The sequence below is a fragment of the Methylobacterium sp. Leaf85 genome (assembly GCF_001422125.1).
Classification (GTDB): domain Bacteria; phylum Pseudomonadota; class Alphaproteobacteria; order Rhizobiales; family Beijerinckiaceae; genus Methylobacterium; species Methylobacterium bullatum.
The window spans coordinates 15,687-35,836 of record NZ_LMME01000031.1 but is presented as its reverse complement, the minus strand read 5'-3'; the positions used below and the strand labels follow the sequence as shown (position 1 = coordinate 35,836).

Sequence of the window (20,150 nt, the reverse complement as noted above, 5' to 3'; positions counted from 1 at the left end):
CTCGCGCAATGACGGTCGCCAACCCGTATCGGAGTGCCCGCTAGATGTTCGGCCTCGGCATTCTCTCAGGCCTGCTGATCGTACCGCTCTGCGGCGCGGCCTTCATCCTGTCCCTCGGCGACGAATCCGAGAGCGTGAAGCGCAATGCCCGCTGGGCCGCGCTCGCGACCACCATCGTCACCTTCCTCCTCAGCCTCGTGGCCTGGGGCCGGTTCGATCCGTCGACGTCGAGCTTCCAGCTCGTGGAGACCCACGGCTGGCTCGCCGAGACGATCAAGTTCAAGCTCGGCGTCGACGGGTTCTCGATGCCCCTGATCCTGCTGACCACGTTCCTGATGCCGTTCTGCATCGGCGCGTCGTGGCTCTCGGTGAACACGCGGGTGAAGGAGTATTTCGTCGCCTTCCTCGTCCTCGAGACGACGATGATCGGCGTGTTCCAGGCCCTCGACCTCGTGCTGTTCTATCTGTTCTTCGAGGCCGGCCTGATCCCGATGTTCCTCATCATCGGCATCTGGGGCGGCAAGCGCCGGATCTACGCGAGCTTCAAGTTCTTCCTCTACACCCTGCTCGGCTCGGTGCTGATGCTCCTCGCCATCATGGCGATGTACTGGCACGCCGGCACCACCGACATCCCGACCCTGCTGCACACCCGCTTCCCCGTCGGCATGCAATACTGGCTGTGGCTCGCCTTCTTCGCCTCCTTCGCGGTGAAGATGCCGATGTGGCCGGTCCATACCTGGCTGCCCGACGCCCACGTGGAGGCGCCCACCGCCGGTTCTGTGATCCTCGCCGGCATCCTGCTCAAGATGGGCGGATACGGCTTCATCCGAATTTCGCTGCCGATGTTCCCGGATGCCAGCGCCTCTTTCGCACCGATGGTCTTCGCTCTCTCGGTCATCGCGATCATCTTCACGTCGCTGATCGCGCTGATGCAGACCGACATCAAGAAGCTCATCGCCTATTCGTCGGTGGCGCATATGGGCTTCGTGACCCTGGGCCTGTTCACCCTCAACGAGCAGGGCATCCAGGGCGCCCTGTTCCTGATGATCTCGCACGGCATCGTCTCGGGCGCGCTCTTCGTCTGCGTCGGCGTGGTCTACGACCGGATGCACACCCGCGAGATCGCGGCCTATGGCGGCCTCGTGAAGCGCATGCCGCTCTATGCTGCGGCGATGATGGTGTTCACCATGGCCAATGTCGGCCTCCCCGGCACGTCGGGCTTCGTCGGTGAGTTCCTGGCCATGATGGGGGCCTTCAAGGCCAACCCCACCGTCGCCTTCTTCTCCGTCTTCGGCATCATCCTCTCGGCCGGATACGCCCTGTGGCTCTACGCCCGGGTGATCTACGGCAAGCTCGAGAAGCCCAACCTCCAGGGCATCCTCGATCTCGACCTGCGGGAGAAGATCATCATCGCGCCGCTCGTCGCCCTGACGATCTATTACGGCGTGCATCCCGCGCCCATCCTCGACACCTTCGCCCCCTCCACGGAGGCGCTGATGCAGAGCATGAAGACCGCGCTCTCGAACACGCAGACCGCGGCGGTGATCCCGCCCGTGGCGCGCTGAAGGTCTACGTCAGATGACCGCTATCCAGGCCGTCCTGCCCTCGCTTTCGCCGGTGATGCCGGAGCTGATCCTCGCGATCGGCGTGCTGGGGCTGATCCTCTACGGCGCCTTCCGGGGCGAGCGCTCTGTCGAGACCGTCAATGTCGGCGCGCTCATCCTGCTGATCCTCGCCTTCTTCGTGGTCGTGTCGCAGTCGGGCGCGAAGGTCACGACCCTCAACGGGTCGTTCATCGTCGACAATTTCTCGAAGGTGATGAAGGCGCTGATCCTGCTCGGCTCGGCGGCCACGATCCTGCTGTCGCGCGACTATTTCCAGCGCGAACGCATCGACCGGTTCGAGTTCCCGATCCTGATCGTGCTCTGCACCATCGGCATGATGGTGATGGCCTCGGCCAACGACCTGATCGCCCTCTATCTCGGCCTCGAACTGCAGTCCCTGGCGGCCTATGTCATCGCCGCCTTCCACCGCGACAACCTGAAATCCACGGAAGCCGGGCTGAAATACTTCGTCCTCGGCGCCTTGTCGTCGGGGATGCTGCTTTACGGCTCGTCGCTGGTCTACGGCTTCACCGGAACCGTCTCCTTCCCCGGCATCGTCTCCGCGCTCAACGACAATGCCGGCATCGGCATCGTGCTCGGCATCGTGTTCGTGGCCGCCGGCGTCGCCTTCAAGATGTCCGCCGTGCCGTTCCACATGTGGACGCCGGATGTCTACGAGGGCTCGCCGACACCGGTGACGGCGTTCTTCGCCTCGGCGCCGAAAATGGCTGCCGTCGCCATGACCGTGCGGGTGTTCATCGGCGCCTTCCCGGATGTGACCGCGATCTGGCAGCAGATCATCGTCTTCGTCGCCATCGCGTCGATGACGCTCGGCTCCTTCGCGGCCATCGGCCAGCGCTCGATCAAGCGCCTGATGGCCTATTCCTCCATCGGCAATATCGGCTACGCGCTGATCGGCCTCGCCGCCGCCTCGGAGGAGGGGATCCGCGGCGTGGTGATCTACATGATCATCTATCTCGCCATGACGCTCGGCGCCTTCGCGGTGCTCCTGTCCCTGCGGCGCGGCGGCCAGATGTACGAGACGGTGGACGACCTCTCCGGTCTCTCGCGCACGCATCCGGTCCTGGCCTTCTGCCTCGCCGCGATGATGTTCTCTCTCGCCGGCATTCCGCCCCTGGCCGGGTTCTTCGGCAAGTTCTACGTCTTCGCCGCCGCCATAAAGGCCGATCTCGTCGGTCTCGCGGTGATCGGTGTCGTCACCTCCGTGGTCGGCGCGTTCTACTACCTGCGCCTCGTCAAGGTGATGTATTTCGACGAGCCCCAGGCCCCGTACGAGACCATGGCGCCGGGCCTGCGCATCGTGCTGGGCCTGTCGAGCGCGGTGGTGGTGCTCTTCTTCCTCGTGCCGTCTCCTCTGGTCAGCGCGGCGGGGGCCGCGGCCAAGTCACTGTTCTAGGATCGTGTCGGGATATCGCCTCGGCCCGGCGGCCAAGGCCGCCGGGCATCGTCTTCACGTTCACGAGAGCCTAGGCTCCACCAACACCCAGGCGATGGAGCTCGCGCGCCAGGGCGAGAGGGGGCCGCTCTGGGTCGTCGCGCTCCGGCAGGAGGCGGGGCGTGGTCGCAGGGGAAGCACCTGGGCCTCCCTGCCCGGCAACCTTACCGCCAGCCTGCTCTGGCCGGTCTCGGACGTCGATCCGGTCCGGGTGCCGAGCTTGGGGTTCGTGGCAGGCGTCGCGCTGATCGCGGCTCTGAAGCGAACGATCAAATTGCCTCATCGTCCTGAGGCGCCGGAGCGCAAAGGAGGCTTCGCAGGAGGGCTCCAGTTCTCGCGCGACCCACGGGAGCCCTCCTGCGAGGCCGCTGGCGCGGCACCTCAGGATGAGATCGATTGTCTGAGATCTGGTGGGATAAGCCCCTTCCGGCTGAAATGGCCCAACGACGTTCTGGTCTCCGGCGCGAAGCTCGCGGGTCTGCTTCTGGAAGCGGAGACTCATCCCGGCGGGCGCAGATCGGCGGTGATCGGCTTTGGCGTCAACGTCGCCGCGTCACCGCAGGACTTGCCTTATCCCGCGACAAGCCTCAGTCAGAGTTCGTACGAAACGCGCGCCGAGGATCTGTTCGATTACCTGTCGGACGAGATCGTCGCTGCAGCGCGACTCTGGAGCCGGGGCGGCGGATTCTCAACGATCCGCCGGCTTTGGCTCGACGACGCCGCCGGGATCGGCGCACCGGTCTCGGTGCGGATCGGCGGCGAGATCGTGCAAGGAATTTTCGAGACGATCGACGAGGCGGGGCGGCTCGTCGTCCGATCGGATGATGGGACGCGACGGACCGTGACGGCGGGCGAGGTGCATTTGGGTTCGGCCGCGACGGCGGCTTGAGGTTTGACAGTGATGACGACAGGGCAAGACGAACTCGTCTTCGTGCCGCTCGGCGGCGTGGGCGAGATCGGCATGAATGCGGCGCTCTACGGCTTCGGGCCGGAGAAGCGGCGGAAATGGATCATGGTCGATTGCGGGATGGGCTTTGCCGGGGAAGAGGGCTTCCCGGGCATCGACCTGATGTTCCCCGATCTCAGCTTCATCGAGGAGCGCAAGGACGACCTCCTCGCCATCTTCATCACCCATGCGCACGAGGACCATATCGGCGCCATCGGTGAATTGTGGCCCAAGCTCAAGGCGCCGGTCTACGCCACGCGCTTTGCCAAGAACCTGCTCGAGGCACGCCGCCTCAGCGAGCCGGGCGCGCCGAAGGTGATCCTGCGCGAGATCGCTGCGCACAAGCCGGTGACGGTCGGTCCGTTCGAGATCGAGTACGTTCCCGTCTCGCACTCGATCCCGGAATCGAACGCGGTCGCCATCCGCACGGCGCACGGCCTCGTCCTGCATACGGGCGATTGGAAGCTCGACGCCACGCCGATCCTCGGCGACGTCACCTCGGAAGCCTCGTTCCGCAAGCTGGGCGACGAGGGCATCCTCGCCATGATCAGCGATTCGACCAATGTCGTGCGCGAGGGCCGCAGCCCGAGCGAGGCCGAGGTCGCCGCCACCTTGCGCGAATTGATCGCCGAAGCACCTCACCGGGTCGCCGTCACCACCTTTGCCTCCAACGTCGCCCGCATGCGGGCGGTGGCCGAAGCGGCACGCGATTGCGGCCGCGAGGTCATCGCCGTCGGCCGGGCCATGGACCGGGTCATCGGCGTCGCCCGCGAATGCGGCTTCCTCGACGGCCTGCCCGATTTCCGTTCCGCCGACAGCTACGGCTACCTGCCCCGCGACAAGGTGGTCTGCCTGCTCACCGGCTCGCAGGGCGAAGAGCGCGCGGCGCTGGCCCGTGTCTCCCGTGACGATCATCCCGACGTGACGCTGGCTGCGGGCGACCGCGTGATCTTCTCGTCCCGCGCCATTCCCGGCAACGAGCGGGCGGTGGGCGCGATCATCAACGACCTGATCAATGCCGGCATCGAGGTGGTGACCGACCGGACGAAGCTCGTCCACGTCTCGGGCCACCCGCGCCGCGACGAGATGGCCGAGATGTATGCCTGGACCCGGCCGAGGACCGCGATCCCCGTTCACGGCGAGGCGCTGCATCTCGACGAGCACGCCCGCTTCGCCCTGGCCCAGGGCGTCGGCAACGTGGTCAAGGCCCGCAACGGCAGCGTCGTGCGCCTCGCCCCCGGCACGCCGGAGATCGTCGAGCACGTGAAGGCCGGCCGCCTGTTCAAGGATGGCAACATCCTCATCGACGCCAAGGACCGCGCCATCCCCGAGCGGCGCAAGCTGTCGCAATCCGGCGTCGTGTCCGTCGCCATCGCCATCGATGTCCAGGGCGAGGTTCTGGGCGAGCCGGCCATCGACATCATGGGCCTGCCCAATCGCGGCAAGAACGGCCAGCCGATGCTCGACGTCGCCGTCGAGGCGGTGACGCGCACGCTCAGCGGTCTGTCGAAGCAGAAGCGCAAGGATGCCGAGGCCGTCGAGAAGGCGGTCGACCGCGCGATCCGCTCGGCCGTGAACGAGGCCTGGGGCAAGAAGCCCGCCTGCCACGTGCAGGTGGTGGAGGTGTGAGGCTGCCTCCCTCCCCCTATGGGGGAGGGGAATGCGCGCACAGATGACGCAGAGAGGGGAGCAAACCATGATCGGACGCCTGAACCACGTGGCCATCGCCGTGCGCGACCTCGACGCGGCCTGTGCCATCTATCGTGACACCCTCGGCGCCACGGTCACCGAGCCCCTGCCGCAGCCGGAGCACGGCGTCACGGTGGTGTTCGTGAACCTGCCCAACAGCAAGGTCGAGCTGATGTCGCCGCTGGGCGAGGGCTCGCCCATCAAGAGCTTCGTGGAGCGCAACCCGAATGGCGGCGTGCACCATGTCTGCTACGAGGTCGACGACATCATCGCCGCCCGCGACAAGCTGAAGGCCCAGGGCGCCCGCGTCCTCGGCACCGGCGAGCCGAAGATCGGCGCCCATGGCAAGCCGGTTCTCTTTCTCCACCCCAAGGACTTCCTCGGCACCCTCGTCGAGCTGGAGCAGGTGTGAGCGGCGTGAACGCCCTCGTCCGGACCGTCTCGGCGACGGTCTGGCGCACGCTGGCCACCATGGTCGTCATCGTCTCGGCCGTGGCGGCTCTGGCCGTGGTGTTGTTCAAGCTGACGGTGTTCGGGGCCTTCGCCCTGTATTTCGTGGTGTGGTGGACGCTGCTCTTCGTCATCCTCCCGCTCCGCAATCAGGTCGAGACCGATCCGTCGCGGATCGTGCCTGGGCAGGATCCGGGGGCGCCCGCGGCGCCGCGTCTGCTCGAGAAGGCGATCTGGACGACGTTGCTCGCCAGCCTCGTGTTTCTCGTGGTGATCCCGATCTTCGAGTTGTCGGGGCTGTAGCGCCGCGATCGGGTGGCGGACCGGTTCGGCCTGCCCCCATATCCGCGAGTCCGCTTCGGCCATAAAAAAAGCAAGGCGCGAGCCTTGCTTTTGAGACGACAGATGACGTGTCAGCCTATTTTATCTCACGCATTTCTGACGGCGTGGCGGCTGAAATTTCCTCCCGAGACTCGGACCTCGCGCTGCCTCTCCGGGCGTCGCGACCATCACGGGGGCGCTTATAGGAACTGGATTGCGCATTGTCACGCCTTCGGAGATGATTCCTGGCGTTTTTTTGCAAGAGTTGGCGGGTTTGGGCTCCATTTTCGCCTGCGACCCGGTTCCGTGACCATGCGGGGCTTTCGCTAAGCCGCACGGCGCTTGTCTTTTCTCGATGCAATGTGTTGTGTGCCCCGCAACGATGCGCGGTACGATCGCGCTCCAAAACGATCCAGGGTTCCCGATGCGTCTCTCCCGCTATTTCCTGCCGACCCTGCGCGAGACGCCCAAGGAGGCGGAGATCGTTTCCCACCGCCTGATGCTGCGGGCCGGCCTGATCCGTCAGGAAGCGGCGGGCATCTATGCGTGGCTGCCCCTGGGCCTGCGCGTGCTCAACAGGGTCTGCGCGGTGGTCCGCGAGGAGCAGGATCGGTCCGGCGCCATCGAGCTGCTGATGCCGTCGATCCAGTCGGCGGAGTTGTGGAAGGAATCCGGCCGCTACGAGGCCTACGGCAAGGAGATGCTGCGCATTTCCGACCGGCACGATCGCGAGATGCTGTTCGGCCCCACCGCCGAGGAAGTGATCACCGAGATCTTCCGCGGCAGCGTGCGCTCCTACAAGGACCTGCCGAAGAACCTCTACCAGATCTCCTGGAAGTTCCGTGACGAGGTGCGGCCGCGCTTCGGCACCATGCGCTCGCGCGAATTCCTGATGAAGGACGCCTACTCGTTCGATATCGATCAGGCGGCGGCCCGGCACGCCTACAACAAGATGTTCGTCGCCTACCTGCGCACCTTCGCCGGCCTCGGCCTCAAGGCGATCCCCATGCGGGCCGATACCGGCCCGATCGGCGGCGATCTCAGCCACGAATTCATCATCCTGGCCCAGACCGGCGAGAGCGAGGTGTTCTGTGACAAGCAGTATCTCGATTTCGATATCCCGCCGGTGACCACCGATTTCGACGACGTCGCCGGCCTCCAGGGCACCGTGGACCGTTGGACCTCGCTCTACGCCGCCACCTCAGAGATGCACGAGCCCGCCGCCTTCGCCGAAGTCGGCGAGGACAAGCAGATGGCCGCGCGCGGCATCGAGGTCGGGCACATCTTCTATTTCGGCACCAAGTATTCCGAGGCCATGGGTGCCAAGGTCACCGGGCCGGACGGCGTCGACCGCCCCGTGCATATGGGTTCCTACGGTATCGGCCCGAGCCGGCTGGTTGCGGCGATCATCGAGGCCTCGCACGACGAGGCCGGCATCATCTGGCCGGATTCCGTGGCGCCCTTCGACGTCGCCCTCATCAACCTCAAGACCGGAGACGCGGCCACCGACGCGGCCTGTGCCGAGATCCAGGCCAACCTCGAGGCCAGCGGCCTGACGGTGCTCTACGACGACCGTGACGAGCGTCCCGGCGCCAAATTCGCCACCGCCGACCTCATCGGCCTGCCCTGGCAGGTCGTGGTGGGTCCGCGCGGCCTCGCCGAGGGCAAGGTCGAGATCAAGCGGCGCTCCGGCGGCGAGCGCGAGAGCGTGGCTCCCATCGATCTGATCTCGCGCCTGAAGCGGAGCTGAGGCCGGTATGGCTCTGGCAGAGACGGTGAAGGAACGGCTGGCGGGTCTCTCCGGCCTGTTCAAGCGCGGCAGCACGCCGCCCTTCGCGGCCTTCGAGTGGATCATCGCCGGGCGCTATCTCCGCGCCCGGCGGCGCGGCGGCGGCGTCTCCGTCGTCGCCTTCTTCTCCGTCCTCGGCATCACCCTGGGGGTCGCCACCCTCATCATCGTGCTCTCGGTGATGAACGGGTTCCGTACCGAACTGCTCTCGAAGATCGTCGGTATCAACGGCCACGTCTTCGTCACGCCCATCGACAAGCTGTTCACCGATTACGTCGATCTCTCCGACCGCCTCTCCAAGGTCGCCGGCGTCCGCTCGGCGATTCCCCTCGTGGAAGGTCAGGCCTTCGCTTCGTCGCCCTATGGCGGCAGCGGCGTGCTGGTGCGCGGCATCAGGGGCGAGGACATCGATTCCATCGGGTCCATCGCCAAGACCATCCGGGGCGGCACGCTCGACGGGTTCGACGACGGCACCGGGGTCGCCATCGGCCGGAGGCTCGCCGAATCGCTGGGCCTGCAGGCCGGCGACCAGATCACCCTGTCCACGCCGAAGGGCGCGACGACACCGTTCGGCACCGCGCCGCGCACCAAGGCCTATACGGTCAAGGCGATCTTCGAGATCGGCATGACCGAGTTCGACGCCACTTTCGTGTTCATGCCGCTGGCCGAATCCCAGGCTTTCTTCAACCGTGACAGCGACGTCAGCCTGATCGAGGTCTATCTCGACAATGCCGATGCGGTGGCGCAGTTGCGGCCGGATCTCGAGATGGCGGCAGAGCGGCCCGTCCTTCTCACCGACTGGCGCCAGCGCAACCGAACCTTCTTCGGGGCACTGGAGGTGGAGCGGAACGTGATGTTCCTCATCCTCAGCCTGATCGTCGTGGTGGCGACCCTCAACATCGTCTCCGGCCTGATCCTGCTGGTGCGCGACAAGTCGAGCGACATCGCGATCCTGCGGACGATGGGGGCGACCCCCGGGACGGTGATGCGGGTCTTCCTCATCAACGGGGCGCTCATCGGCGTGGTCGGTACGCTGGGCGGGCTGGCACTGGGCACGCTCATCACCCTCAACATCAAGCCGATCCAGCGGGTGCTGTTCCCCTCCGCCTGGGACCCGACCGTGCGGTTCCTCGCCGAGATCCCCGCCGAAATGAATTCCGGTGAGATCACGGTGGTGGTCCTCACCTCCATCGCCCTGTCGCTCGTGGCGACGCTCTATCCCTCCTGGCGCGCCGCCCGGCTCGATCCGGTGCAGGCCCTGCGTTACGGCTGAGGGGAGATTCAACCATCATGACCACCTCTGCCGACGAGGCCGGTGCGCCGCCGGTCCCGGCCCTGTTCTTCGCCAAGGTCGAACGCCGCTACGCGCAGGGAACGGGAGCCCTCGACATCCTGCGCGGCGCCGATCTCGCGATCTGGCCCGGCGAACTCGTGGCCCTGGTGGCACCCTCGGGGGCCGGTAAATCCACGCTTCTGCATCTCGCCGGCCTATTGGAGCGGCCTGATGGGGGCGAGGTCTATATCGGCGGCCAGCCCACGGCGGCCATGCCGGACGCCGAGCGCACCCGGTTTCGCCGCGAGGAGATGGGCTTCGTCTACCAGTTCCACCACCTCCTGCCGGAATTCTCGGCCCTGGAGAACGTGGTGATGCCCCAGCTCATCCGAGGGCTCGGGGCCAAGGAGGCCAAGGCGCGCGCCACCGAGCTTCTGAGCTTCCTCGGCCTGAAGGAGCGTCTGGTCCACCGCCCGGCCGAATTGTCGGGCGGCGAGCAGCAGCGCGTCGCCATCGCGCGGGCCGTCGCCAACGGCCCGCGCCTGCTGCTGGCCGACGAGCCTACCGGCAACCTCGACCCGCACACGGCGGCGCATGTCTTCGGCATCCTCGTCTCGCTGGTCCGCGCTTCGGGCCTCGCCGCGCTCGTGGCCACCCACAACATGGAGCTCGCCGCCCGGATGGACCGGCGCGTCACCATCCGGGACGGGTTGATCGAGCAGCTGGCCTGAGGCCAGACCGCCCTGCCTCCGTCCCCGCCGGCGGCGCGCCATCTGCCTGATTGAGCTTTCAAGTGCTCCGGAGTCGAACGGCTTACGCAGGGAGGACTATCTGTCCGCTTTACGACGAAGCTCAAGGATAGGTCGCGGGAGTCTCGGGCATGGCCGTAGGGGAGCATGTCGGGCGGCGGAGCAAACCGTCGACGCATGGCGCATGGGGGAGGGCACCGCGCTCCAGCGGCGTGTTTACTGCCCGCTAACCACGAAGCGGAGTGCGCTGAATTCCCGCTTTACACAGAACAAAACAAGAACAAAGATCGTCGCGTCAACGAGAGGCGATCACAATGCTCAAGCGGATGATCCTGACCGGCGCGGTGGAATTCATGGCCTTCGGGTTGCTCTCTGGCGCGTTCGTCGTCTGGGCGGTGGCGCTGGCACCTCTGCGGTAGGGGGCCTGCCTTAACGTTCGGTGAGCTTCAGCTCGATGCGGCGGTTGCGGGCGTAGACGTCGTCACCGGTACCGGCCTCGATGGGCTGGAATTCACCGAAGGCGGCGGCGAGCAGGCGCTGGGGCGGGATGCCCCTTCCCGCCATGTACTGCACCACGGCGATGGCGCGGGCGGCCGAAAGCGACCAGTTCGACGGGAATTGCGAACTGGCGATGGGACGGGCATCGGTATGCCCGTCGACACGCAGGACCCAGGGAATGTCCGCCGGAATCTGCTTCGACAGATCGAGGATGGCGGTGGCGATCCGGTCGAGTTCGGGCGCCGCTTCGGGCTTCAGGCTCGCCGAGCCCGCCGGGAACAGCACCTCCGATTGCAGGACGAACCGGTCGCCGACCACGCGGATGTCGCTGCGGTTGCCGAGGATCTGGCGCAGGCGGCCGAAGAAGTCCGAGCGGTAGCGTGCGAGTTCCTGAACCTTCTGGGCGAGGGCCACGTTCAGCCGGCTACCGAGATCGGCGATGCGCGCCTGGCTCTCGCGGTCGCGGCTCTCGCTGGCGGCCAGCGCGTCCTCCAGGGCGGCGAGCTGGCGGCGCATGGCGCCGATCTGCTCATTGAGGAGATCGATTTGCGACGCGGCGCGGGCATTGGTGGCGCGCTCGGCCACCAGCTGCTTGTCGAGCTCGCCCTGGCGGTTGTCGCCGCTCGCGGCGGCGCCGGCCTGTTCCTTCAGCTTGTCGCGCTCGGCCTCGGTGCCCAGCAGCGTGGTGCGCAGGTTCGAGGCCCTCTCCTCCTGCGCCCGGCGCGTGGAGCGCTCCAGCGCCAGGAGGTCGGTGAGGTCGGCGATCTGCCGGTTGAGCCGGTTCAGCACCGAATCGCGGCCCGTGATCTCCTGGGACAGGAAGAACTGCCCGACGACGAAGATCGTCAGCAGGAAGACGACGGCGAGCAGCAGCGTCGCCAGGGCGTCGACATAGCCCGGCCAGACGTTGAGGCTCCGGTCCCGGCGCGTGCGCAGCGAGGCCATCAGGTCTTCTCGCGGCCGAGCCGGTCGAGCACCTGCTTGAGTTCACGTTCCCGCGTCGCCTGAGCCTCGACCCAGTCGCGGATCATCTGCTGCTCGGCCCGCATGTGCTGGACGAGCCCCTGGATGCCCTCCGCGAGGTTGGTCATCGCCTGGGTCGCCACGCGGCCGTTGGCGCCCTCCGAGATGATGGCCGAGAGCCGGTCCACCGCCTCGGTGAGTTCACGGGCCGAGGCCGGCTCCTGCGCCGCCACGGGGCGCGCCGCCGCGGCCTGCTCCTCGCCGGAGACCAGCCAATCTTCCAGTTCGTTGTGGAAACGAGCATGGGCCTGGCCCGCCTGGAGATCGAGGAAGCCGGTGACGAGCGAGCTCGACAGGCCGAACAGCGAGGCGGAGAAGGCGAGGCCGATGCCGGAGAGCGGCTTGGCGAGGCCGTTCTTCAACTCGTCGAACATCGCGCTGGCCTCGCCGCCGCCGCGCATGCTCTGGATCACGCTGCCCACCGCGCTCAGCGTGTCGATGAGGCCCCAGAAAGTGCCGAGCAGGCCCAGCAGGATCAGCAGCCCGGCGATGTAGCGCAGGATCTCGCGGCCCTCGTCGAGGCGCGCCGCCACGGTGTCGAGATAGGAGCGGATGCCGGCCTGCGTCGTGCCCTCGCGTCGCGCCAGGATCGCCGGGGAGAGGGGCGCCAGGAGCGAGGGCGGCTTGGCCGAATCCTCACCGGCCGCGACCGCGTTGACATAGGCAACCTCGCGGAAGAGGCGGATCACCTGGCCGAAGGCGAGCAGGATGGCGATGAGGAGGACGCCGAGGATCAGCCCGTTCAACCCGGCATTGGCGAGGAAGGCCGGCGTGATCTGCCGGAACAGAACGAAGGCGAGAAACCCGACCAGAGTAAGGAAGACCAACATCCGGATCAGGTAGATGCCCGGGCGGCTCAGGGGGGCAGTCGCGGAGCGGGTCGCCATGGGATGTCGGGGACTCTGAAGACGTTGGTCTCAGACCATGCGTCTAGCTGTGGATACGAAGCGCACCAAGCGTGAGCTCAAGCTGAGGTGAGCTCACCTTCGACGCATAGCCGTCCGCGATCAAGCGGCACGACTTCATGGGATGGATCGAATCTTGTGTATGCACGGAATAGAGTGTGCGACATATGGGATGGGCTCCGGCGGTTCGGGTCGATGATCCCACGGTCCATCCCGATCGGACGATCGGGTCGCTAGGCACACCGAATCGGCACCTCGATAATGCGGCTCGGAGTCGATTCCCAGGGACGCTTCTGGACTAGACGGACGGTCGTATCACCGGGCTGCTCTAGGCGAACGCGAAAGACCTTTTCTCGCGTCGCCCCGACGCCCTCCCCCGCCGGCCCCAAGGCCTCGCTCACGATGGTCGCCGCCTGCTGCGAAACCTCGGCATGCCAGAGAAAGCCCCCGATTCCCTCACCGGGGGCGGACACCTCGATCGTGTCGCCAGAACACGCCTTGATCGGGCCGCGCCGTTCAAGCTCCATTGAGGTTCACTCCAGTGCGATTCCTTATCGCGTACCGGCTTGCCCGCAGACAAGTCCCTCGTTCGAGCCGGAGACCTTATCCCTCTGTCTTCATGCGGAGACTCTCGAACGGCGCCGAGGAGGTGTCGTTGCCGCGATGTCGGGCTTCAGCAGAGCGATCTCCGGATCGTAGAAGAGAACGTCGGAATCGATGCCGCATTCACCGAAGCCGATGCGGAAGAATCCCTGCTCGCCCCAGCCCGTTCCCCAGCTGTTCTTCGCGATCCAGCATTGATGAGTGTCATCGTATCCGATGATACAGACGGCATGCCACCCGAGAACGTCGCCGGTGACATGGGTGTAGATGCCGCTGCGGTAGGTGTAGAAATCTTGGTAGACGCGGAAACCTCCAATGACCGGTCCCTTCTGGAGCGCTTGCTTGCGGGCGATCTGAGACGCCGCTGTCTGATAGCGCGGGACGGTCACCACGGCTCGGATGTTGCGGCACGGCTGGTTGCCCGCCACGTAGGGAAAGTCGGCTTCCAGACCGATCCCGGGCTTTTTCGCGAAGGCCAGGGCCTTGGTGTAGAACCAGCCCACATCACAGGAGTTCGGTGCGCCGCAATAGAAAAGGTGCGCTTCGGACAGATCGATGGATCCGTCGGAACGACCGGTGCCGATCAGCATGCGGCTCTCAATGGAGGCGCATGTCGCAAAAGCGACGCAGGAGCCGCAATGCGACTGATCCCTGATGGGCGTCACGTAGTTTTTCCCGCTCACGTTTCGCCAGTCGAGATGCGACGGGGGCGGAGCGACGACTTTGAACAGCGCCGATTCGGCGTTTCGCGTTTCGAGGACGTCTCGCTTCGCGCGTTCCGGATCGAAGGATAGACCGAACCGCTCGGTCGCAGGGCCACTCGCGTCGTAGAACTCGCTGAGAGCTGTCGGCCCCGAATCCCATTGGGCGCCTGCTCGCCGGATGGCTGCATTGATGCGGGAGAAATCGGGCTGGGCCAAGTTTGCAACCTCCAGGAGAGATTCTTGCAATCTCTCCTGGAGGTTGTGTTCGAGGACGGACCGCTCGTCAAGGTTGTCTTTCGGGCTGAAATACCATCGATGGCGCCGATTCGAGTTTCGCCCGCGCCCTGCTTAATCCCAGGAGCGAGGCCAGGTTTCTTCGAGATGCGGGCCGAGGCGGACCGCCGAGACCATGGTGGCGAGTCCCGTCGCATTGTCGGTCTCGACGGCGATCCCGCACAACGTGCCCTTGCCCTGGGCCGCTTCCAGGCGCGCGCCAGGGGTCTTCTGCAGGAAGCGCCGCAGGGGCTCGTCCTTCTGCATGCCGAGGATCGAATCGTAATCGCCGCACATGCCGGCATCCGACAGGTAGGCGGTGCCGCCGGGGAGGATGCGGTGGTCGGCGGTGGGGGTGTGGGTATGAGTGCCGACGACGAGGCTGGCGCGGCCGTCGAGGAAGTGCCCGAAAGCCTGCTTCTCGCTGGTCGCCTCGGCATGGACGTCGACGATGACGGCGTCCGCCACCTCGCCCAGGGGGCAGGCGGAGAGTTCGCGCTCGGCGGAGGCGAAGGGATCGTCCAGCGCATCCATGTAGATGCGGCCCATGACGTTGAGGACGAGGACGCGGGCGCCCCCCCGCGTCTCCACCACGGTGGCGCCGCGACCCGGAGTACCGGGCGGGTAGTTCGCAGGGCGGACGAGGCGCGTCTGCCGCTGGATGAAGACGAGGGCTTCGCGCTGGTCGAAGGAATGGTTGCCCAGCGTCACCGCATCGGCGCCCGCCTGGAGGAGTTCGTCGCAGATCGCCTCGGTGATGCCGAAGCCGCCGGCCGCGTTCTCGCCGTTGATGACCACGCAATCGAGGCGCCAGCGCTCGCGCAGTTTCGGCAGCCGGTCCATCACCGCATTGCGGCCGGGGCGGCCCACCACATCGCCGAGGAAGAGAAGTCGCATGTGTCGGTGTCAGTCCCGGACGAGCGGGACCGGTCCCGCTTCGGTGATGAGATGGTCGAGGGGCTGGTCGTGCGGCTCGGACGGCACGGTCTCCACTTCCTGGACGGAGAACGCGATACCGATCGTCAGGACCGGGCCGTTGCGGGAGAGCCGCTCGATGGCCTGATCGTAATAGCCGCGACCGTAGCCGATGCGATGCCCGCGCCGGTCGAAGGCGGCGAGCGGCACGATGAGGGCGGTGGGATCGAGGGGCGGAAGGTCGTCGCGCGGCTCGCTGAGGCCGAAGGAGCCCGGCACCAGCGCTTCTCCCGCCCGCCATTCGCGGAACACGAGGCCGTCCGGCGTCACCTTGGGGAGGGCGACCCGTTGTCCGCGCGCGAACAGCATCTCGATGAGGGGAAGCGGATCGACCTCGCTGCGGATCGCCCAGAAGGCACCGACGACGGCCGCATCGGCCAGGGCCTCGACCCGCATGACGCTCTGCGCGATCCGCAGGCCGCCGGCCCGGCGGGTCTCGGGATCGAGTCCGTCACGCCGGGCGAGAGCCTGCTTGCGAAGCTCGGCTTTCAGGGCGGGGAAATCAGAGTGCGGAGCCACGTGAGCCGTTGGAGTTGCGATCCCGGGAAACCTACAGTGTAGGTGGGCGCCGTGTTGGCCAAGTCCAGGGACAGGGCCAGGGACAGCTCCCTGGGGAGTCGATAAGGCCCCGGGGAAAAGTACTCCTGACGAACCCCGCAGCACCGCTCGACTCATGTAGCGTCGGCGGGCGTTTCGCGCCAGGGGGTGGGGCGGGCAATCGTGCGCGGGACGCTCATCCCGCCGCCAGCGCATGCGCCAGCCGCTCGATCCTGTCCGCCGCCCGGCCGAGCCCTTCGGCGATACGGGCCTCCTCGTTGGCGCGGAGGGAGTCCGCGGTCTCGACGCGCTCCCGGAGCGTGACCGTTTCGGCCTCGAGATCCGCCAGGCGACGCTTGAGCTCCGCGAGTTCGTCCGCCTGGGTGAGGGCGGCCATCACATGCAGGCGCATGTCGCCGATCTCGCCGAAGGATTTCCTCATGTCGGTGACGCGGGTGTCGAGTTCCGCGGCCAGAGCCGAGAGATGCGCCTCCTCGCCTTCGGCGCAGGCCATCCGGTAGCTCTTGCCGTCGATGGTGACGCTGATCTGGGGCATGTCCGACAGGGCTGGTGTGAGAGGTGGCAGACTAGCGTGCGACGCGGGGGCGGGCCAGCACGCCCTCCACCGCTTCGATCGCCCGCCCCAGGCGGTGGCCGACATCGCTCGTGGTCGCCTCCACCGTGGCGAGGCGCGCGCTGGCGGCGTCGAGTTCCGCCGCGAGGCGCGCGCGATCCTCCGCCATGATCGCGAGCTCCGTTTCCAGGTCGCCCGGTTCGCGCTCGGCCTCAAGGCGATGGGCCACCGAGGCCTCGAGGCGGGTCAGTACCGTATCGAGCCGAGCAAGGGCATGGTCCACGTTCGGCCGGTCTGGCGTCTGGCTCATCGTTCTACCTTCCGCCGGATCATGAAGGAGCTGGCGCATCTGTTTCGGAAACGCGGATTTGTAGCCAAACCTCTGTCGATCCGCGCGCGAAATCGACGCTTTGCCATCATATGCGGGGAAGGAAAACGAATCGATCGGGCAAAACCTTTGCCAGCGGTTTCCCCCATGTTAGAGACCGCGCTCCCCTCGAACCGACCGCCGGATTGGAAATTCGAGCCCGTGACCCGTTCGGCCATCATCCCGCATCGGTCCTTTCGCGGACGCATGAGGGTCCGAGGATGGGCCAATCGGTTCATCTGACGTTCAACGGTGTACATGACACAGCGACGCCGAATGGCGGCTCCGCCCCTCCGGCCCGCTGTCTCGCTCTTGCTGCTTACGGGTTCCGCGAGGTCGGCGCCCGGTACATAGAAGGATTCACGCCGTGTCGGTGAAGGTTGCCATCAACGGGTTCGGACGCATCGGCCGCAACATCCTGCGCGCCATCCACGAGTCGGGCCGCAAGGATATCGAGGTCGTCGCGATCAACGATCTCGGCCCCGTCGAGACCAATGCCCACCTGCTGCGCTTCGACTCGATCCACGGCCGCTTCAACGCCAAGGTCGAAGTGGACGGCGACTTCATCGTCGTCGACGGTCAGCGCATCAAGGTCACCGCCGTGCGCAACCCGGCCGAGCTTCCGCACCGCGAACTCGGCGTCGACATCGCCCTGGAATGCACCGGCATCTTCACCTCGAAGGACAAGGCCAAGGCCCATCTCGACGCCGGCGCCAAGCGCGTCATCGTCTCGGCCCCCGCCGACGGCGCCGACCTTACCGTGGTCTACGGCGTCAACCACGAACAGCTGACCGCCGACCACCTCGTGATCTCGAACGCGTCCTGCACCACCAACTGCCTCGTGCCGGTGGCCAAGGTGCTCAACGATCTCGTCGGGATCGAGCGCGGCTTCATGACGACGATCCATTCCTACACCAACGACCAGCCGTCCCTCGACCAGATGCACAAGGACCTCTACCGGGCCCGTGCCGCCGCCCTGTCGATGATCCCGACCTCCACGGGCGCGGCCAAGGCCGTCGGCCTCGTCCTGCCGGAGCTGAAGGGCAAGCTCGACGGAACCTCGATCCGCGTGCCGACCCCCAACGTTTCGGCCGTCGACCTCGTGTTCACCGCCAAGCGCCAGACCTCCGTCGAGGAGATCAACAACGCGATCCGCGCCGCGGCCGACGGTCCGCTGAAGGGCGTGCTGGCCTATACCGACCAGCCCAACGTCTCCATCGACTTCAACCACGATCCTCATTCGTCCACCTTCCACCTCGACCAGACCAAGGTGATGGACGGCACGTTCGTGCGTATCCTCTCCTGGTACGACAACGAGTGGGGCTTCTCGAACCGCATGGCGGACACCGCCGTGGCGATGGGAAAGCTGCTCTGAGAGCAGCGCTTCCGGGCGGCCCGTGGGCCGCCCGGGATGCCTCGTGAACGACACCCTTTGATCGACCAGCACTGGTGCGTCCGACATGACCGAGCCTTCGCCGACCCCGTCGACCGGAACCAGCTTCATCCCGGGAGCCAAGACTTCCGAGAGCAAGACTTCCCATAATATGACTTCCGAGAGCACCGCGCTCGCGGGTGTGGCGCCGTCGCCGGTACCCGAGACCCAGGCGATCGCCAACCAGCAGGCGACGCCGCCGCTCGTGGTCGGCAAGGCCGAGCCCCTGGCTCAATCCGCGCCCGCCCCATCCTCGCCCGGCAGCGACCAGCTCGCCCGCATCGAAGACAAGTGCGCGCGGATCGAGGACAAGTACGCCCGCTCCGAGGCCCTGCTCTCCCGCGTCGAGGAGAAGATCGAGGGGGCGACCACCCGCATGAGCGAGGCAGCGCGCCAGTCCGACCTCGCCGCCCTGCGCAGCGAAGTCCGCGCCGTCGCCGACCGCACGCGCCGGCTGCCCGGTTCCGGGGCCCTGGTGCTGACGGCGATCATCACCGCCGTGCTCACCGTGGTGCTGACCATCGCCGCCCAGCGCTTCCATCTCGACGGGCTCATCACCCCGCGCTGACATTTCTCTCGACGACACTGAAGGCCAGGATGACCGCTTTCCGCACCCTCGACGATGCCGGCTCCCTCCAGGGCAAGCGCGTGCTTCTCCGCGTCGACCTGAACGTGCCGATGGAGGGGGCGCGCGTCACCGACGCCACCCGTATCGAGAGGATCGTCCCGACGATCCGCGAGATCGCCGATGGCGGCGGGCGTGTGGTGCTGCTGGCGCATTTCGGCCGTCCCAAGGGCAAGCCGGTGGTGGCCGATTCGCTCAAGCAGGTGGTCTCCGCCCTGTCCGACCGTCTCGGCCGCCCGGTCGCCTTCGCCGAGGATTGCATCGGCGAGGCCGCGTCCTCGGCTATCTCGGCGCTGAAGGACGGCGACGTTCTCCTCCTGGAGAACACCCGCTTCCACTCCGGCGAAGAGACAAACGAGACCGGTTTCGTAGCGGCGCTCGCCGCCAACGGCGACGTCTTCGTCAACGAGGCCTTCTCGGCCGCCCACCGCGCCCATGCCTCGACGGAGGGCCTCGCCCATGTGCTGCCGGCCTATGCCGGCCGGCTGATGCAGGCGGAGCTCAACGCACTCACCAAGGGGCTGGAGGCGCCGAGCCGCCCGGTCATCGCTCTCGTCGGCGGCGCCAAGGTCTCCTCGAAGATCGACCTCCTACAAAACCTCGTCGCCAAGGTGGACATGCTCGTCATCGGCGGCGGCATGGCCAACACCTTCCTGCATGCGCAGGGGAAAGCCGTCGGCAAGTCGTTGTGCGAGAAGGATCTCGCCGAGACGGCGCTCCGCATTCTCGATGCCGCCGCGGCCGCCGAGTGCCGCATCATCCTGCCCGTCGACGCCGTGGTCGCCGCCGAGTTCAAGGCCAACGCGGCGCATGAGACGGTGGGCGTCGACGCCGTGTCGGAGACCGGCATGATCCTCGATGCCGGCCCGGCCTCGGTGGCCGAGATCGACGCCGCCATCGACGAGGCCGCCACCCTGGTCTGGAACGGTCCGCTCGGCGCCTTCGAGCTGACCCCCTTCGACGCCGCCACGGTGGCGGCTGCGCGTCACGCGGCCGAACGCACCAAGGCCGGCAAGCTCGTCTCGGTGGCGGGTGGCGGCGACACGGTGGCCGCCCTCAACCATGCCGGCGTCGCCGACGACTTCTCCTACGTATCCACCGCCGGCGGCGCGTTCCTCGAATGGCTGGAAGGCAAGGTCCTGCCCGGCGTCGAGGCCCTGCGCGTCAAGGGGTGACCGGTTCCATCCCAGGTCCCGTCATCTCATCCTAAGGCGCCTGATGCAGCGGGCCTCGAAGGAGGGCTCCGGCATCCTCCGCGCGAACTGGAGGGCTCCTTCGAAGCCTTCGCTGCGCTTGGGCACATCGGGATGAGGTGTTTGGCTGGGATCTGGGAAGACGACACAGCGTTCTGTCGCCG

20 protein-coding genes and 1 other RNA gene are annotated in these 20,150 nt (G+C 66.7%); 12 read left to right on the top strand and 9 right to left on the bottom strand.

The window, feature by feature from the left end; all coding sequences use genetic code 11:
- Positions 1 to 44 precede the first annotated feature (44 nt).
- From ASF08_RS16495 to ASF08_RS16455, 9 genes are all read left to right on the top strand, one after another.
- Positions 45 to 1,565, top strand: a complete 1,521-nt coding sequence (locus ASF08_RS16495) for an NADH-quinone oxidoreductase subunit M (protein WP_056147289.1) — start codon at positions 45 to 47, stop codon at positions 1,563 to 1,565.
- Between the two features lie 13 nt (positions 1,566 to 1,578).
- The gene (nuoN, locus tag ASF08_RS16490) at positions 1,579 to 3,021 is read left to right on the top strand and encodes an NADH-quinone oxidoreductase subunit NuoN (RefSeq protein WP_056147286.1); all 1,443 of its coding nucleotides are present in this window, start codon (positions 1,579 to 1,581) and stop codon (positions 3,019 to 3,021) included.
- Between the two features lie 4 nt (positions 3,022 to 3,025).
- A complete protein-coding gene (locus ASF08_RS16485; RefSeq protein WP_056147283.1) occupies positions 3,026 to 3,949 on the top strand; it encodes a biotin--[acetyl-CoA-carboxylase] ligase in 924 nt (307 codons plus the stop codon).
- 12 nt (positions 3,950 to 3,961) lie between these two features.
- Positions 3,962 to 5,635, top strand: a complete 1,674-nt coding sequence (locus tag ASF08_RS16480; RefSeq protein WP_056147279.1) for a ribonuclease J — start codon at positions 3,962 to 3,964, stop codon at positions 5,633 to 5,635.
- A 67-nt stretch (positions 5,636 to 5,702) separates the two neighbouring features.
- Positions 5,703 to 6,107, top strand: a complete 405-nt coding sequence (mce, locus tag ASF08_RS16475; protein WP_056147275.1) for a methylmalonyl-CoA epimerase — start codon at positions 5,703 to 5,705, stop codon at positions 6,105 to 6,107.
- A complete protein-coding gene (locus ASF08_RS16470; RefSeq protein ID WP_018042033.1) occupies positions 6,104 to 6,448 on the top strand; it encodes a DUF1467 family protein in 345 nt (114 codons plus the stop codon). The genes mce and ASF08_RS16470 overlap by 4 nt, the downstream gene beginning before the upstream one ends.
- A gap of 442 nt (positions 6,449 to 6,890) precedes the next feature.
- On the top strand, positions 6,891 to 8,216 hold the full coding sequence (gene proS / locus ASF08_RS16465) for a proline--tRNA ligase (RefSeq protein WP_056147883.1): 1,326 nt from the start codon (positions 6,891 to 6,893) through the stop codon (positions 8,214 to 8,216).
- Positions 8,217 to 8,223: 7 nt separating this feature from the next.
- On the top strand, positions 8,224 to 9,528 hold the full coding sequence (locus ASF08_RS16460; protein WP_018042035.1) for a lipoprotein-releasing ABC transporter permease subunit: 1,305 nt from the start codon (positions 8,224 to 8,226) through the stop codon (positions 9,526 to 9,528).
- A 17-nt stretch (positions 9,529 to 9,545) separates the two neighbouring features.
- Positions 9,546 to 10,259, top strand: coding sequence for an ABC transporter ATP-binding protein (locus ASF08_RS16455; protein WP_018042036.1), 714 nt, complete (start codon positions 9,546 to 9,548; stop codon positions 10,257 to 10,259).
- 447 nt (positions 10,260 to 10,706) lie between these two features.
- On the opposite strand, the gene ASF08_RS16450 is transcribed toward ASF08_RS16455, so the two are convergent.
- The 9 genes from ASF08_RS16450 to ASF08_RS16415 form a co-directional block, all read right to left on the bottom strand.
- Positions 10,707 to 11,720: a peptidoglycan -binding protein gene (locus tag ASF08_RS16450; RefSeq protein ID WP_056147272.1), complete on the bottom strand. Its 1,014-nt coding sequence runs from the start codon at positions 11,718 to 11,720 to the stop codon at positions 10,707 to 10,709.
- Positions 11,720 to 12,685, bottom strand: a complete 966-nt coding sequence (locus ASF08_RS16445; RefSeq protein WP_056147270.1) for a MotA/TolQ/ExbB proton channel family protein — start codon at positions 12,683 to 12,685, stop codon at positions 11,720 to 11,722. Before ASF08_RS16445 ends, ASF08_RS16450 begins: the two co-directional genes overlap by 1 nt.
- A 251-nt stretch (positions 12,686 to 12,936) precedes the next feature.
- Entirely contained in the window at positions 12,937 to 13,230 is a 294-nt protein-coding gene (locus ASF08_RS26245) for a protease inhibitor I42 family protein (RefSeq protein ID WP_056147266.1), read from the bottom strand.
- A 90-nt stretch (positions 13,231 to 13,320) separates the two neighbouring features.
- The gene (locus ASF08_RS16435) at positions 13,321 to 14,226 is read right to left on the bottom strand and encodes a C1 family peptidase (protein ID WP_056147262.1); all 906 of its coding nucleotides are present in this window, start codon (positions 14,224 to 14,226) and stop codon (positions 13,321 to 13,323) included.
- 132 nt (positions 14,227 to 14,358) lie between these two features.
- Positions 14,359 to 15,180 carry a TIGR00282 family metallophosphoesterase gene (locus tag ASF08_RS16430; protein WP_056147260.1) on the bottom strand — a complete coding sequence of 274 codons (822 nt, stop codon included), beginning with the start codon at positions 15,178 to 15,180 and terminating at the stop codon, positions 14,359 to 14,361.
- A 9-nt stretch (positions 15,181 to 15,189) separates the two neighbouring features.
- Positions 15,190 to 15,777 carry a 5-formyltetrahydrofolate cyclo-ligase gene (locus tag ASF08_RS16425; RefSeq protein ID WP_056147256.1) on the bottom strand — a complete coding sequence of 196 codons (588 nt, stop codon included), beginning with the start codon at positions 15,775 to 15,777 and terminating at the stop codon, positions 15,190 to 15,192.
- Positions 15,767 to 15,924, bottom strand: a non-coding RNA gene (ssrS, locus tag ASF08_RS24240) — 6S RNA. The genes ASF08_RS16425 and ssrS overlap by 11 nt, the downstream gene beginning before the upstream one ends.
- A 67-nt stretch (positions 15,925 to 15,991) precedes the next feature.
- Positions 15,992 to 16,351, bottom strand: coding sequence for a cell division protein ZapA (locus ASF08_RS16420; protein WP_056147244.1), 360 nt, complete (start codon positions 16,349 to 16,351; stop codon positions 15,992 to 15,994).
- A gap of 31 nt (positions 16,352 to 16,382) precedes the next feature.
- Positions 16,383 to 16,679, bottom strand: coding sequence for a DUF4164 domain-containing protein (locus tag ASF08_RS16415; RefSeq protein ID WP_018042045.1), 297 nt, complete (start codon positions 16,677 to 16,679; stop codon positions 16,383 to 16,385).
- A gap of 424 nt (positions 16,680 to 17,103) precedes the next feature.
- Between ASF08_RS16415 and gap the strand changes: the two genes are divergently transcribed.
- From gap to ASF08_RS16400, 3 genes are all read left to right on the top strand, one after another.
- Positions 17,104 to 18,111: a type I glyceraldehyde-3-phosphate dehydrogenase gene (gap, locus tag ASF08_RS16410; RefSeq protein WP_056147239.1), complete on the top strand. Its 1,008-nt coding sequence runs from the start codon at positions 17,104 to 17,106 to the stop codon at positions 18,109 to 18,111.
- Positions 18,112 to 18,196: 85 nt separating this feature from the next.
- A complete protein-coding gene (locus ASF08_RS16405) occupies positions 18,197 to 18,736 on the top strand; it encodes a hypothetical protein (RefSeq protein ID WP_082473246.1) in 540 nt (179 codons plus the stop codon).
- A 29-nt stretch (positions 18,737 to 18,765) separates the two neighbouring features.
- On the top strand, positions 18,766 to 19,968 hold the full coding sequence (locus ASF08_RS16400) for a phosphoglycerate kinase (protein ID WP_056147235.1): 1,203 nt from the start codon (positions 18,766 to 18,768) through the stop codon (positions 19,966 to 19,968).
- Positions 19,969 to 20,150 lie beyond the last annotated feature (182 nt).

Bases quoted from the DNA above. Each gene is read 5' to 3' on its own strand.
- ASF08_RS16495 (WP_056147289.1), top strand. From the start codon at position 45: ATGTTCGGCCTCGGCATTCTCTCAGGCCTGCTGATCGTACCGCTCTGC.
- nuoN (WP_056147286.1), top strand. From the start codon at position 1,579: ATGACCGCTATCCAGGCCGTCCTGCCCTCGCTTTCGCCGGTGATGCCG.
- ASF08_RS16480 (WP_056147279.1), top strand. From the start codon at position 3,962: ATGACGACAGGGCAAGACGAACTCGTCTTCGTGCCGCTCGGCGGCGTG.
- mce (WP_056147275.1), top strand. From the start codon at position 5,703: ATGATCGGACGCCTGAACCACGTGGCCATCGCCGTGCGCGACCTCGAC.
- proS (WP_056147883.1), top strand. From the start codon at position 6,891: ATGCGTCTCTCCCGCTATTTCCTGCCGACCCTGCGCGAGACGCCCAAG.
- ASF08_RS16460 (WP_018042035.1), top strand. From the start codon at position 8,224: ATGGCTCTGGCAGAGACGGTGAAGGAACGGCTGGCGGGTCTCTCCGGC.
- ASF08_RS16455 (WP_018042036.1), top strand. From the start codon at position 9,546: ATGACCACCTCTGCCGACGAGGCCGGTGCGCCGCCGGTCCCGGCCCTG.
- ASF08_RS16450 (WP_056147272.1), bottom strand. From the start codon at position 11,720: ATGGCCTCGCTGCGCACGCGCCGGGACCGGAGCCTCAACGTCTGGCCG.
- ASF08_RS16445 (WP_056147270.1), bottom strand. From the start codon at position 12,685: ATGGCGACCCGCTCCGCGACTGCCCCCCTGAGCCGCCCGGGCATCTAC.
- ASF08_RS26245 (WP_056147266.1), bottom strand. From the start codon at position 13,230: ATGGAGCTTGAACGGCGCGGCCCGATCAAGGCGTGTTCTGGCGACACG.
- ASF08_RS16430 (WP_056147260.1), bottom strand. From the start codon at position 15,180: ATGCGACTTCTCTTCCTCGGCGATGTGGTGGGCCGCCCCGGCCGCAAT.
- ASF08_RS16420 (WP_056147244.1), bottom strand. From the start codon at position 16,351: ATGCCCCAGATCAGCGTCACCATCGACGGCAAGAGCTACCGGATGGCC.
- ASF08_RS16415 (WP_018042045.1), bottom strand. From the start codon at position 16,679: ATGAGCCAGACGCCAGACCGGCCGAACGTGGACCATGCCCTTGCTCGG.
- ASF08_RS16405 (WP_082473246.1), top strand. From the start codon at position 18,197: ATGACCGAGCCTTCGCCGACCCCGTCGACCGGAACCAGCTTCATCCCG.
- ASF08_RS16400 (WP_056147235.1), top strand. From the start codon at position 18,766: ATGACCGCTTTCCGCACCCTCGACGATGCCGGCTCCCTCCAGGGCAAG.